Genomic DNA, 13,565 nt, shown 5'->3' on the forward strand with positions numbered 1-13,565 from the left:
GTAACAGCTTTCAAATTCAAATGAGCTGACGACGTTTACGAGCGACGACCCAACTGTTCCAACTGAAAAAGAAGATGGCCAGCCAAATACAAGTAAATGCGAAGACATGATACGCTGTGAACGGTTCATGATACATGACGACTCCGATAATCAGACTAAGTGTCGGTGCGATGAATTGAAGGAATCCGACGAGTGTGAACGGGATATGTTGTGCCCCGTAACCAAACAAGAGAAGCGGAAGCGCCGTCACCACACCCGTCCCTAGCAATGCGACCCAAATCATCGGTGACATGTCGAAAGCAATCTGATCCGTGACGACCTGATTGCTGAGAAAGATGAGCGCGACAGGCACGACAGCTAACGTCTCAATCCCGAGACTCACTGTTGAAGCGAGAGGTCGCCGTTTTTTCACCATTCCATAAAAACCGAACGTACTCGCTAATACGAACGAGATCCACGGAAACGAGCCATACCCAAGCGTCAAGACGAGGACGCCGATTGACGCGATCCCGACCGCCATCCATTGGACTCGGTTTAATGATTCCCGAAAGACGAGCACCCCTAACACCATACTGACAAGCGGGTTAATATAATATCCGAGGGATGCCTCGATGATATAACCGTGATTGACAGCCCATATGTACACGAACCAGTTTGCACTGACGATGAATCCATTCAACATGAACGCGTTTCGTGTGGCAGGGTGGCGAAGAGCGTAACCGAACTCTTTCCACTGATTCGTCCATCTTAAGACGAGTAAAATAAATAAAAAGGACCAAACGATACGATGTGCCAAAATTTGCCCACTCGGCACTTCCTGCAAAAACTTCCAATAGATTGGGAGGACGCCCCACATCACGTAGGCCCCGATTGTCGTCCATACTCCCTTGTTCACACGTTCACCCGCTCTCTTTCAAGATAAAAATAGTTTAGTCGATGAATGACTTCTGATACAAGGCTTTTGTTTCATGAAAAAAGGACGCGAAATCGCGTCCCCTACTGTTTATTGCTTTATCTGTTCGATGGCAGATAGAGCTTGTGCTAAATCTTCAACTAAATCATCGATATCTTCTAATCCAACTGAGATTCGAACGAGTCCGTCCGTGATCCCGAGTTCTGCACGTCGCTCAGCCGGAATCGACGCATGTGTCATGCGAGCCGGAACACTGATCAAGCTTTCAACTGCACCTAGGCTCTCTGCGAGCGTGAAATACTTCGTCTTCGCGACCATCATTTCAGCCGCTTCGGCCGAACCGACGTCAAACGCAATCATGCCACCGAACCCACGCGCTTGCGACAAGTGGACGCGTTTCGCTTCTTCACTAGAGACACTTGGGTGGAGTACACGTGACACGTTCTCGTTTGATTGTAAGAATTCAACCAACGCCCGTGCGTTCGATTCAATCTCTTCCATTCGAACGGCAAGTGTCTTAATCCCACGTACGACGAGGAAGCTGTCTTGGGGTCCGAGGACTGCACCGACCGAATTTTGGAGAAATGCCAACGCTTCTCCTTGTTCTTCCGTACGTGCGACGACTAAACCTGCCACGACGTCACTATGACCGCCTAAATATTTTGTGGCGCTGTGTAAGACATAGTCGGCACCAAGGTCGATCGGATTTTGGAAGTAAGGTGTCATGAACGTGTTGTCTACGACGAGCAAGACATCTGCCTCATCCGCAATCGTGCGCATCGCTCGGATATCCGTCACGTTCAAGAGTGGATTTGTCGGTGTCTCCACATAAATCATTTTCGTGTTCGCTTGTAGCGCATCACGAACCGCCGTTTCATCGGATGTATCGACAAAAGTTGCCTCCAAGCCTCGTGACTGAAATACTCGATTGAATACACGGTATGTTCCTCCATATACATCAGACCCAACGATGACGTGGTCTCCAGATTTCAACAACATGAGTACGGTCGAGATGGCAGCCATCCCAGACCCAAATGCAAAACCTTGCACACCGCCTTCGATATCCGCTATGAGTGTCTCAAGTGCGGTACGTGTCGGGTTTGCAGATCGAGAATACTCATATCCTTCCCGTAAGTTACCGATTCCGTCTTGCTTATATGTGCTCGTTTGATAAATCGGTGGTGTGACCGCCCCTGTTAATGGGTCGGTCGTTTTACCGCCGTGAATGAGTGCTGTCTTTGTACGCATGTTCTGCCTCCTTGACAATTCCTTGACTTAAATATCGTTCTGCACTGTCTGGCAAGATCGTCACAATCGTGCCTTCTGACATTTGATTTGCTTCCTTTACACATGCTGCGATGGCAGCACCAGAAGAACTTCCGATGAGCAATCCTTCCTGTTTCGCAAGATGCGCAACGTAATAGAAGGCTTCCTCATCTGTGATGGTATGAATCGCATCGACATAAGACTTTTCCAAAAATGGCGGCCATTTTTCGACGCCAATTCCTTCTGTTTTATGTGGACCTGGCTCACCGCCGTTCAAAATCGAACCGACCGGCTCCACGACAACAGTTTTCGTCCCTTGTGGTTTTAACGTTTTGGCGACACCAGTGAACGTACCTCCTGAACCCGCCCCCGCTACAAACACGTCAATTTGTGGCACGTCTTTCAACAATTCTTGCGAAAGAATATCGACATAGGCATCCGGGTTGTCCGGATTTGAAAACTGTTCCGGCACGTATGCATCATATTCTTCAGCCAACTCGAGCGCATGACTGATTGCGCCTTTCATTCCAAGCTCGGTCGGTGTGTTGACGACGGTCGCTCCTAGAAGACGCATCAATGCTTGCTTTTCTTGACTAAACTTTTCAGGGGTCACGGTAATCAGACGAATGTCGTATCGCTGACAAGCGAGCGCGAGTCCGATTCCCGTATTCCCGGCTGTCGGCTCGATCACCGTACCACCTGGTGCCACGTCTCCACGTTTCATCGCCCGCTCAATCAAATTCATGCCGAGTCGGTCTTTGACACTTCCTCCCGGATTCATCATCTCCATTTTCCCGTATACTTTTACCGTAGCTGGAACAGGTAACGAACGGAGCTCGATGAGCGGTGTGTCCCCGATGAGTTCATAGACGTCACGGACAATCATCTTACGCTTCGTCCTTGAAGACGATATGCCACTCGTCACGTTTTGCAAGCATGTCAGCTGCTAATTTTTTTGCTCCCTCAAAATCATGATGATTCGCATTCCCGCACTGTACCGGATTTTGTGCTGGCAACTCTTCTGCGTTCATCGCATCGCGTAATGTCGCTTCTACGAGGTCGAGCATGCGTTCATAGTCTCCATCATTCAACATCGTCCAATAGAAACCTGTTTGGCATCCCATCGGCGAAATATCCACGATGTCTTCTGAATGATTACGGCTGTTTTCGGCAATCAAATGCTCGAGAGAGTGAACAGCACGCATTGGCATGAGTCCTTCGTTTGGTTGGATGAAGCGAATATCATACTTGTAAATCGTATCCGCCGTTCCTTCTTTCACACCGGCGAGACGAACAAATGGAGCCTGCACTTTTGTATGATCCAAGTTAAAGCTTTCAACGTTATAAGTTTTCATGAGTAATTCCTCCTAATTATTTTGTCGCGACTACAAGCCAAACAAATTTATTTTTCTGCGTCATCGTCACGTTATATCCATTCGCCTCTAACATCGTACGAATGGTTGTCGTATATGGATAATATTCACGATTTAAATCCTCTACCAAGTCTGAATAGCCTTGTGCCGTAGCCCAGTCAATAATCTCTTGGCGCTCGTGTGGAGATTCAAACATCGTATCAAGCAATACGAATTTCGGATGTCCCCAATCGCGAACATATTGACCAATCGCTGTTTCTTTTTCAGAGTCCGTCAAGTGATGGAAAGCGTACGAGGAAACGACCGTATCGACATGTGAGAACTTTGGATAACGGATAAAATCTCCGTGTTCTACCGATATGCCCAACTTCTCAATTGCAATCTGCCTCATTTCTGGAGAAGGTTCGATTGCAATTAAAGGATGTCCCTTTAAAATTCGGGCACTCAAGTTGCCTGTGCCGACACCAAATTCCAAGACCGTTCCTTCAACGTGTAACGCAACGTCATCAAGCATTTGATCATATCCGACAAATACTTCATGATATTGCTCGTCATGTCCCCCGACTGCCGTATCGTAATCTTTCGCCCAATCCTTGAAGATATCCATGAATGGTAAATTCATAGCGCCACCCCATCCTTAATTCTGACTAAATTGATATGTTTTATTGGTATTTAACATTAACGTTACATTAACAGGTTTTTTTGGACATTTCAAGTCATTCGCATGATTCTTCCGATTACCAAAATTTGATATAGGTCTTATGTTTTAGGTCTTTAGTAATTGTCTGAACATTAAAATTTGTGCAAAAACACTCCCCTGATTTACAAAAAAATCCACTCCTTTTTGTCTGAACAACGATATGATAGTTCACAATGCAAGGGAAATCTTTATTTTTTACAAGTAATAACAAATATTAGGGGGTAAACACGTTGTCAAGAAGAAAAGTCTACTTAAACGCTTCACTTGCTACATGTATTGCTTTAACACCTGTGTTGATTCAAGCAGGTACGTCATCTGTTTCAGCAGAAGCTTCTATCAAACCAAAAATTGAGCTCGAAAAGAAACAGAAAAAAGTTCGGGTCGTTGTCGAGCTCGTCGGTGCACCTGCAATCGCAGAAGCAGCGCAAAAAGGGAAAAAATTTAATGAGTTGACGAAATCAGAACAAAACAAGGCGCAACATTCTGTTCAGTCTGAACAGAAACGCGCAAAATCCGCTTTGAAAAAACAAGGTGTGACTGTTACACCGATTGAAGAGTTCACGACCGTCTTTAATGGCTTCTCCACTTTCCTCTCTACAAGTGAAATCGCTAAAGTTGAAGCGCTACCTGAAGTAGCGACTGTACATGTCGTGAATGAATATGAACGTCCTGAAGTGAAACCAGATATGGTTACAAGCAACGGAATGGTACAAGCCGAACAAACATGGGGAGATTACGGATTTGCCGGAGAAGGTACCGTCGTAGCTGTCATCGACTCGGGAATTGATGCCAACCACCGTGATTACCGAATCACAGATTCGAAAACGGCAGAATTGACGAAATCAGAAGTCGATCAGGCGATCACTTCGTTCGGTTTACCTGGTGAATATGTGAATGAAAAAGTTCCATACGCCTATAATTACTATGACGAGAACGATGATATTAAAGATGACTCACCGGGGGCTTCCATGCACGGTCAGCACGTCTCGGGAACGGTCGCTGCAAACGGTGATCTCGAAAACGGCGGGATTAAAGGCGTCGCACCTGAAGCTCAAATCCTTGGTCTCAAAGTATTCAGTAACGATCCGAACTATGCATCTACATACGGAGATATTTATATTAAAGCGATTGACGATGCGATCAAGCTAGGAGCAGACGTCATTAACATGAGCCTTGGTTCAACAGCAGGCTTTGTCGATGCCGACTCTCCTGAACAACAAGCCGTTCAACGCGCTGTAGACAACGGTGTCTTCATGTCCATCTCTGCTGGGAACTCAGCATACTTCGGACATGGATTCGACTTACCAACGGCTTCAAACCCTGATACGGGTGTCGTCGGGGCGCCTAGTGTCAGTCAAGCATCGACATCGGTCGCTTCACTCGAGAACGATCAAATTCAATTGGATGCTTTCCGCGTCGGTGACGAAAAAATCGGATGGAAGAAACAAGATGGACCTGCATTCTCGGAAGGTACATATGACGTCGTTTACGTCGGAGATGGACAACCAGAAAACTATGCCGGGAAAGACGTGAAAGGAAAGCTCGTTCTCGCTGTTCGCGACGGAGGATACTTCTACTCGAAAATTCAAAAAACGGCTGAGGCACAAGGGGCAGCCGGTGTCATCGTACGAGGCGCCGTCTCACACGGAGACTACGTGTCGATGGCTCTCGATCAACCGCTCATCCCGATGGCATCACTCAGCATCCAAGACGGGAACGAGTTAAAAGAGAAATTAACGGAAGGACCACTCCAACTCACGTTTGCCGGTGACCGGATCAGCGTCAACAACCGCTCGGCAGGCGCAATGTCTGATTTCACATCTTGGGGTGTCACACCGAACCTTGACTTCAAGCCGGAACTTTCAGCCCCAGGCGGTCAAATCTTCTCAACGTTCAACGATAACCAGTACGGTTTGATGAGCGGAACATCGATGGCCGCACCTCACGTTGCCGGCGGTGCAGCTCTTGTTCTTGAACGCGTCGATCGCGATTTCGACTTGAGCGGAGCGGCTCGTGTGACGATGGCAAAGAACTTGCTACTCAATACGTCGAAACCTGTCACAGACATCGGACCGTATAACCAGGAATTGAAGCAGTCTCTTCCATATTCACCACGTCGGGCGGGAGCTGGTCTCATGCAACTCCATGCGGCCGTCACATCTCCGGCAGTCGCGTATGAGAAGAAGACGAAAGAAGCGAAAGTCGCTTTAAAAGAATTGTCGAAGAGTAAGGCGAAGTTCACGATTGTCGTTGAAAACATGTCTGACGAATCACTCACATACGATGTGGCCGCTTCCCTCCAGACAGACCTTGCCGTCACTAACAAGGATGGCGTCATTCAGAATGCGATGGAAGCTCAGGCGCTTCAACAAGCAATCATTAAGATCAATGGAAAAAACACAAGTAAAGTCACGTTGATGGCAAAACAAAAGAAAGAAATCACAGTCTCGATTGACGTCTCGAAGGCACAAGTACTTAATCCTGAAACGTTAGAAGGAACGGTATCTGCAAAATCAGTCTTTGAGAATGGTTACTTCGTCGATGGATTCCTACGCTTGACTGACCCACGTGGGACAGACGGCAATCCGTCACTCGTTGTCCCATTCGTCGGATTCGAAGGCGATTGGGGCAAAGCACCAATCTTTGACGAAACGATTTATGAAGATGGTTCATTCTATGGAATCTCTGGATTGGTCGATGCGGCCGGGAACTATTTAGGAGAGAAACTTGATGAGTCTGTAGCTGAAGAGGCGGTAGCGATTTCGCCTGACGGAGACGGTTCAAAAGACACGGCTACCCCGGTCTACTCGCTCTTACGAAATGCGAAAGACATCAAATATCGCATTGTCGATGAGAAAGGAAACGTCCTCCGTACCCTTAAAATCGAAGAGGAATTGAGAAAGAACTACTTTGATGGCGGAAGTGGTGACCCATACTATTACACGTCAGATAACGCTTGGGACGGAAAACTGAACGGAGAAATGGCGCCGAAAGGAACGTACTACTACGAAATTGAAGCGAGCATCGACTACATGAAAAAACAAGCCCAGACGCTACGGATCCCAGTGAAAGTGGATTACACGGATCCTCGCTTCACGATTCGTTGGAACGAAGGTGTGGCTAGTGTCAAAGCATCCGACGACTTTACAGGAATCAACGGTATCGAATTCCTTCTTAATGGGAAAGTCGTTGCGAAAGAAGCAAAAGATACAGCAAACTTCACACTCGATGCACCACTTGAATCAACGGACCAACTATCGGTTCGCGTTTCAGATAATGCGGGTAACGTGATCACACGCGACGTATCTACAGAAAATGACACAGATAAACCAGGAGTTTTTGTCGATGCACCGCTCGCCTTATCGCCATACGGTTCATCGATTGTACCAATCATCGGTCAAATCAAAGATGCCTCTGACGTTGTATCGTTCACTGTCGACGATGTGAACGTACCACTCACGTATGACGCAGCTGCAAAACAATACACGTTCAATACGACACGTTCGTATGAAGATGGATTCCACAAGATTCGTTTCATCGCGGAAGACACGTCTGGTAACGTGACGAACTTCGTCCGTCCAATCTTTGTCGACTCGACAAAAGCCGCGCTGTTGATCAGCAACGTTCCGAAAAACGTTTCGGCGAAGCAAAACTCTGTGAACGTGAAAGTTCAAGTGACGGATAACTTCGACGACATCAAACTTCGTGTCAACGGAGATTTGAAATGGAGTCATACGTTGAAAGAACCTTATGCGATGCGCGCATTCTCACGTACCGAAACCATCTCACTTCCTGTAACGAAGGGACAAAACACTTTCACATTTGAAGTGACTGACCTCGGTGGCAACGTGACGAAGAAAGTCATCACGATCAATAAAAAATAATTTTTTCACGAAAAAACGGCTGCCCACGTGGGTCAGCCGTTTTCTTATCCTTTCGCCAATTCAAGCGCGTACGAGATGGCAGACAGTGCATAAAGAGGAGCCGTCTCCGATCTGAGAATTCGAGGTCCGAACGCGCAAGCGATCGCACCAGCCTCTATCCATTGCGTGACTTCCGCTGTGTCAAATCCGCCTTCCGGTCCCGTGATAACGAGGAGACGTTGTTTTGATTGAAGTCGATTCAATGTGTTGGCAAGTGCCGACTGCTCGCCTTCTTTTGCCGATTCTTCATATGCGATGATGACTTCGTCATACTCTTCGAACTGCTTCGAAAGCTGTTTCGAAGTGAGGAACGTACATGAAGGGACAACGGCTCTATACGATTGCTCAGCCGCCTCCTGCATGATTTTTTGAATACGTTCTACTTTTTTCGGCACTTTTTTCGAGTCCCATTTGGCGACTGATCGGGAAGATTCGAACAATAGAAGATGATGAACGCCGAGCTCGGTCGCTTTTTGAGCGACAAGTTCGACTTTGTCTCCTTTTGGCAACGCATAAGCGAGCGTCACTTCAATCGGCAGTTCGGTCTCTGATTGACGAGTCGACAATACTTTAGCCTCTCCACGCTTCTTTTCAAGTGACGTCACGACACATGCGTACTCATTTCCCGTCCCGTCGAGAAGCACCATTTCGTAACCCGGTCCTTGTCGTAGGACCGTTCCAATATGATGAACGACATCTGAAGGAAGTGACACAGTATCTCCTGTAAAAGCTTCTGGTGTCAGAAAATAACGTTGCATAGCTTACCCTTTCTTGGCGATGATTGCGACCCAGTCTTCCATCACGCGTGTCTCTTCAATCTCGAAACCTGCAGCCATCAGAGCGTTCGTAACTTCCGCCCGTTTCTCTCCAATGATACCGGATGTGATGAAGCGACCACCCGTTTTTGTACGAGCATATGCATCTTCGATGAAGAGAAGAATGACATCGGCAAGGATGTTTGCCACGACTAAGTCATATTCTCCATCTACACCTTTTAATAAATCTCCCGTATCCACTTGAACAAGTGATTCAACACCGTTCGTCTCTACGTTTTGACGAGCAGCTTCAACAGCAACCGAATCCAAGTCTAGCGCTTTTACGCTCGTCGCTCCAAGTTTTGCAGCCGCGATCGACAATACGCCCGATCCTGTACCGACATCAATGACGCGGTCGCCTTCCTGGATGTAGTTCTCAATCGCTTGAATGCATAGCATCGTCGTTGGGTGTGTACCTGTACCAAACGCCATGCCCGGGTCAAGCAAGATGACATTTTCTTCCGGTTGTGGTGTGTACTCTTCCCACAAAGGGACAATCGTCAGCTGTTGTGAGATTTTGACCGGCTTGTAATACTGCTTCCAAGAATGCGCCCAATCTTCCTCATCAATCTCTGCGACCGTGACCTCACCTGATCCGATATCAAGCATGTTCCGGAGTCGCTCGATTTCTTTTTTCAAGTTTGCGAGCACATCTTGGAAATCACCTGAGGCCGGCACGTACGCTTTGACGTGTACTCCAGAAGTTGGATACGTTTCACGATCCGAAACGTCCCAAATCTCTCCGAAATGGTCTTCCGCCATCATTCGGTCGAAGTCTTCAACGTCCTCGATGACGACACCTTGTGCGCCCACTTCGTGTAATAAGTTCGATACGGCTTCCACCGCAAGCTGTGTCGTGTGGACACAAATTTCAGACCATTTCATCGTTTGTACACACTCCTTTTAGTGACTAAAGAACTTTTTCATTTTTTGGAACATGCCGTGTTCCTCTTCGACACCCGATTCGCCACTGATTTCTTCGAATTCGCGAAGCAATTCTTTTTGACGGTCTGTCATATTTTTCGGTGTCATGACGATGACGCTCACGTACTGGTCGCCATTCGCGCCACCACGTACACTTGGCATCCCTTTTCCGCGTAAGCGGAACTTCGAGCCAGTTTGTGTCCCGGCTGGCACTTTCAAACTCACGTTCCCGTGAACCGTCGGAACTTCGATCTCTGCGCCGAGTGCCGCTTGTGCGAACGTGACCGGCATTTCCATCGCAATGTGCTGGTCGACACGTTCAAAGATTTCATGAGCTTTCACGCGTACGACGACGTATAAGTCTCCCGCTGGTCCTCCGTTCACACCAGGACCGCCTTTTCCAGATAGACGAATCTGTTGACCGTTATCGATACCGGCTGGAATTTTTACCTCGACGGTCTGCTTCTTCTTCACATGACCTGAGCCGTGACAAGTCGGACATTTTTCTTTGATTGTCTTACCGCTACCATGACACTTGCTACAAGGACGTTGATTGACCATACGACCGAGAATTGTGTTTTGCTCAACCGTTTCAACGCCACTGCCGCCACATTGGTTACACGTTTCTGGTTTCGTTCCAGGTTTCGCACCGTTCCCCATGCACGTGTCACACTCGACTTCAATTTCGAGCTCGATTGTTTCCGTTTTGCCTGTCACACTTTCCATGAAGTCAAGGTCGACTACATATTGATAATCTTCCCCACGACGCGGTGCGTTCGGGTCTTGACGGCGTCCACCGCCACCGAAGAACATGTCAAAGATATCTCCGAATCCACCTTGGAAGTCGCCGCCGCCTCCGAATTGGTTCGCCCCTTCAAAACCGAATCGGTCATACTGGGCACGTTTTTGTTCGTCAGAAAGCACTTCATAGGCTTCACCGATTTCTTTAAACTTATCCGCCGCATCTGCCTCTTGGTTGATATCCGGGTGATATTGACGGGCCAACTTCCGGTATGCCCGCTTGATTTCTTGTGCTGAGGCCGACTTGTCGAGCCCGAGCACTTCATAATAATCTCGTTTCGCCACTATTCTCGCTCCTATCCTTACAATCTACGTATCGATTTTACCGATTCTACCTTAACATGGAAAGAGCCAAAGCAGAAACCTGCTTTGGCGCTCTCCTTTACAACGGCTGTTTATTTACGGTCGTCGAGATCCTCAAACTCTGCGTCCACGACATCATCGTCCTGTTTCGCTTCTGTTTGTGGTTCTGCGCCTTCAGCACCTTGCTGTTCAGCCATTTTAGCATATACTTTTTGCGTCAACTCTTGAACGACAGCTGACAATTCGTCTTTGGCTGTACGGATCGCCTCAAGGTCTGAACCTTCGAGAGCAGTTTTTGCTTTTTCTTTCGCAGCTTCTGCTTTTTCTTTGTCCGCCTCTTCCACTTGCTCACCAAGGTCTTTGATTGCCTTGTCTGTCGCGAAGACGAGTTGGTCTGTTTCGTTGCGAAGTTCCGCTTCTTCTTTACGTTTGTTATCTGCGTCTGCGTTCGCTTCAGCTTCTTTCACCATACGCTCGATTTCTGCCTCATCGATACCTGAAGAAGATTGGATTGTGATCGATTGTTCTTTGTTCGTACCGAGATCTTTCGCTGATACGTGAACAATTCCGTTTGCATCGATATCGAATTTAACTTCGATTTGTGGCACACCACGTGGTGCTGGCGGAATGTCAGTCAATTGGAAGCGACCAAGTGTCTTGTTGTCTGGTGCCATCGGGCGTTCCCCTTGAAGGACGTGGATGTCAACAGCAGGCTGGTTATCTGCAGCAGTTGAGAACACTTGTGATTTCGATGTCGGGATTGTCGTGTTACGATCAATCAATTTCGTCATCACGCCACCCATTGTCTCGATACCGAGCGAGAGTGGAGTAACGTCGAGAAGAACGACGTCTTTTACGTCTCCAGCAAGAACTCCACCTTGGATTGCCGCACCGAGTGCAACAACTTCATCCGGGTTTACCCCTTTGAATGGCTCTTTCTTCGTGAAGTCGTGGATTGCTTTTTGGACGGCAGGGATACGTGTCGAACCACCGACGAGAATGATCTTATCGAGGTCAGATGGTGTAAGTCCTGCATCTTTCAAGGCACGACGAGTTGGTTCCATTGTGCGTTCGACAAGGTCAGCCGTCAATTCTTCAAACTTCGCACGCGTGAGTGTCATCTCCAAGTGGAGTGGACCTGCTTCACCTGCTGTGATGAACGGAAGGCTGATGTGTGCGCTTGTGACGCCTGAAAGGTCTTTCTTCGCTTTTTCAGCCGCATCTTTCAAACGTTGAAGTGCCATCTTGTCTTTCCCGAGGTCGATGCCGTTCTCTTTTTTGAATTCTGCAACGAGGTAGTCGATGACTTTTTGGTCGAAGTCATCTCCACCGAGACGGTTGTCACCAGCTGTAGCGACAACTTCGAATACGCCATCACCAAGTTCAAGGATTGAAACGTCGAACGTACCACCACCGAGGTCATAGATCAAAATCGTGTGGTCTTCACCTTTATCTAATCCGTAAGCGAGTGCCGCAGCAGTTGGCTCGTTGATGATTCGCTTGACATCAAGACCAGCGATTTTACCAGCATCTTTTGTCGCTTGACGCTCAGCGTCATTGAAATATGCAGGAACTGTGATGACTGCTTCCGTGACTGTTTCACCGAGGTAGTCTTCAGCATCCTTCTTCAACTTCTGCAAAATGATTGCCGAGATTTCTTGTGGTGTGAATTTCTTGCCGTCTACGTCAACTGTATGTGACGTTCCCATGTGACGTTTGATTGATTGGATCGTGTTCGGGTTCGTGATGGCCTGACGTTTTGCGACCTCACCTACTTGACGCTCTTCTCCTTTGAATGCAACAACCGAAGGAGTCGTACGGTTACCTTCTGCGTTTGAGATGACGACTGCTTCGCCACCTTCCATTACTGCCACACATGAGTTTGTAGTCCCTAAGTCAATACCGATAATTTTACCCATCGTTTATTCCTCCGTCTCGTTAAGTAGTATTATTCTGCAACTTTTACCATGCTTGGACGAATGACTCGACCATGCATCGTATATCCTTTTTGAAGCTCCATCGTCACGATGCCCGACTCGAACTCGTCGCTCGGCTCTTGCATGACTGCTTGATGGAAATTCGGGTCGAACGGTTGTCCGACTGCTTCAATCACTTCGACTTGCTCAGCATTCAATACGTCAAGCAGTTGACGATGAATCATATCAACGCCTGATTGAATTTGCTTTGCATCCTCTGAAGTTGCTTGTACTTGAAGTGCACGCTCAAAGTTATCAATGAGCGGAATCAATTTTTCAATGACAGACTGTGAAGCAAACTTGACGCGTTTTGCGTTCTCTTCATTCGTCCGACGACGGAAGTTGTCAAAGTCGGCACGAATACGGAGTTCGCTCGCTTTCAACGCTTCGATTTCTTTTTGTAAGTCCGTCCCCTCAGAACTTTCTTCCACAATCTCAGCATTTAAAACCTCATCTTCATTTGATTCAGTTGACTCGTTCTCTTCTGTCTGTGCCGAGTCTACAGATTTTTCTTCAAGCACGTCTTCTTGTTCATGCCCGTTTTGATGATCTGCTGTCATAGTAAAACTCC

Annotated in this window: 11 protein-coding genes; 1 reads left to right on the plus strand and 10 read right to left on the minus strand. The window is 47.6% G+C overall.

Annotated elements, in window-relative coordinates:
• Positions 1 to 16 precede the first annotated feature (16 nt).
• The 5 genes from rarD to KNO75_RS05680 form a co-directional block, all read right to left on the minus strand.
• Entirely contained in the window at positions 17 to 895 is an 879-nt protein-coding gene (rarD, locus tag KNO75_RS05660) for an EamA family transporter RarD (RefSeq protein ID WP_214693116.1), read from the minus strand.
• A gap of 108 nt (positions 896 to 1,003) precedes the next feature.
• Positions 1,004 to 2,161, minus strand: coding sequence for a bifunctional cystathionine gamma-lyase/homocysteine desulfhydrase (locus KNO75_RS05665; protein WP_214693119.1), 1,158 nt, complete (start codon positions 2,159 to 2,161; stop codon positions 1,004 to 1,006).
• Positions 2,127 to 3,065, minus strand: coding sequence for a PLP-dependent cysteine synthase family protein (locus KNO75_RS05670; protein WP_214820305.1), 939 nt, complete (start codon positions 3,063 to 3,065; stop codon positions 2,127 to 2,129). The genes KNO75_RS05665 and KNO75_RS05670 overlap by 35 nt, the downstream gene beginning before the upstream one ends.
• 1 nt (position 3,066) lies before the next feature.
• Positions 3,067 to 3,534 (minus strand): S-ribosylhomocysteine lyase, encoded by a 468-nt coding sequence (locus KNO75_RS05675; protein WP_074033378.1) that lies wholly within the window; start codon positions 3,532 to 3,534, stop codon positions 3,067 to 3,069.
• Positions 3,535 to 3,550: 16 nt separating this feature from the next.
• Positions 3,551 to 4,174: a class I SAM-dependent methyltransferase gene (locus tag KNO75_RS05680; protein ID WP_214820306.1), complete on the minus strand. Its 624-nt coding sequence runs from the start codon at positions 4,172 to 4,174 to the stop codon at positions 3,551 to 3,553.
• A gap of 308 nt (positions 4,175 to 4,482) precedes the next feature.
• On the opposite strand from KNO75_RS05680, the gene KNO75_RS05685 reads away from it, so the two are divergent.
• Positions 4,483 to 8,136, plus strand: coding sequence for a S8 family serine peptidase (locus tag KNO75_RS05685; RefSeq protein WP_214820308.1), 3,654 nt, complete (start codon positions 4,483 to 4,485; stop codon positions 8,134 to 8,136).
• 44 nt (positions 8,137 to 8,180) lie between these two features.
• On the opposite strand, the gene KNO75_RS05690 is transcribed toward KNO75_RS05685, so the two are convergent.
• The 5 genes from KNO75_RS05690 to grpE all read right to left on the minus strand — a co-directional run bounded on the left by KNO75_RS05690 (position 8,181) and on the right by grpE (position 13,554).
• Positions 8,181 to 8,933 carry a 16S rRNA (uracil(1498)-N(3))-methyltransferase gene (locus KNO75_RS05690; protein ID WP_214820310.1) on the minus strand — a complete coding sequence of 251 codons (753 nt, stop codon included), beginning with the start codon at positions 8,931 to 8,933 and terminating at the stop codon, positions 8,181 to 8,183.
• 3 nt (positions 8,934 to 8,936) lie between these two features.
• Positions 8,937 to 9,875, minus strand: coding sequence for a 50S ribosomal protein L11 methyltransferase (prmA, locus tag KNO75_RS05695; protein ID WP_214820312.1), 939 nt, complete (start codon positions 9,873 to 9,875; stop codon positions 8,937 to 8,939).
• Between the two features lie 18 nt (positions 9,876 to 9,893).
• Positions 9,894 to 11,000: a molecular chaperone DnaJ gene (dnaJ, locus tag KNO75_RS05700; protein ID WP_214693130.1), complete on the minus strand. Its 1,107-nt coding sequence runs from the start codon at positions 10,998 to 11,000 to the stop codon at positions 9,894 to 9,896.
• 110 nt (positions 11,001 to 11,110) lie between these two features.
• Entirely contained in the window at positions 11,111 to 12,937 is a 1,827-nt protein-coding gene (dnaK, locus tag KNO75_RS05705; protein WP_214693135.1) for a molecular chaperone DnaK, read from the minus strand.
• A gap of 29 nt (positions 12,938 to 12,966) precedes the next feature.
• Entirely contained in the window at positions 12,967 to 13,554 is a 588-nt protein-coding gene (gene grpE / locus KNO75_RS05710; protein WP_074033385.1) for a nucleotide exchange factor GrpE, read from the minus strand.
• Positions 13,555 to 13,565: the final 11 nt, after the last annotated feature.

The sequence above is a fragment of the Exiguobacterium sp. s35 genome (assembly GCF_018617535.1).
Lineage (GTDB): Bacteria > Bacillota > Bacilli > Exiguobacteriales > Exiguobacteriaceae > Exiguobacterium > Exiguobacterium aestuarii.

Excerpts from the sequence above, each read along its gene's own strand:
- KNO75_RS05665 (WP_214693119.1), bottom strand. The coding sequence starts at position 2,161 with ATGCGTACAAAGACAGCACTCATTCACGGCGGTAAAACGACCGACCCA.
- dnaK (WP_214693135.1), bottom strand. The coding sequence starts at position 12,937 with ATGGGTAAAATTATCGGTATTGACTTAGGGACTACAAACTCATGTGTG.
- KNO75_RS05670 (WP_214820305.1), bottom strand. The coding sequence starts at position 3,065 with ATGATTGTCCGTGACGTCTATGAACTCATCGGGGACACACCGCTCATC.
- grpE (WP_074033385.1), bottom strand. The coding sequence starts at position 13,554 with ATGACAGCAGATCATCAAAACGGGCATGAACAAGAAGACGTGCTTGAA.
- KNO75_RS05680 (WP_214820306.1), bottom strand. The coding sequence starts at position 4,174 with ATGAATTTACCATTCATGGATATCTTCAAGGATTGGGCGAAAGATTAC.
- prmA (WP_214820312.1), bottom strand. The coding sequence starts at position 9,875 with ATGAAATGGTCTGAAATTTGTGTCCACACGACACAGCTTGCGGTGGAA.
- KNO75_RS05690 (WP_214820310.1), bottom strand. The coding sequence starts at position 8,933 with ATGCAACGTTATTTTCTGACACCAGAAGCTTTTACAGGAGATACTGTG.
- KNO75_RS05675 (WP_074033378.1), bottom strand. The coding sequence starts at position 3,534 with ATGAAAACTTATAACGTTGAAAGCTTTAACTTGGATCATACAAAAGTG.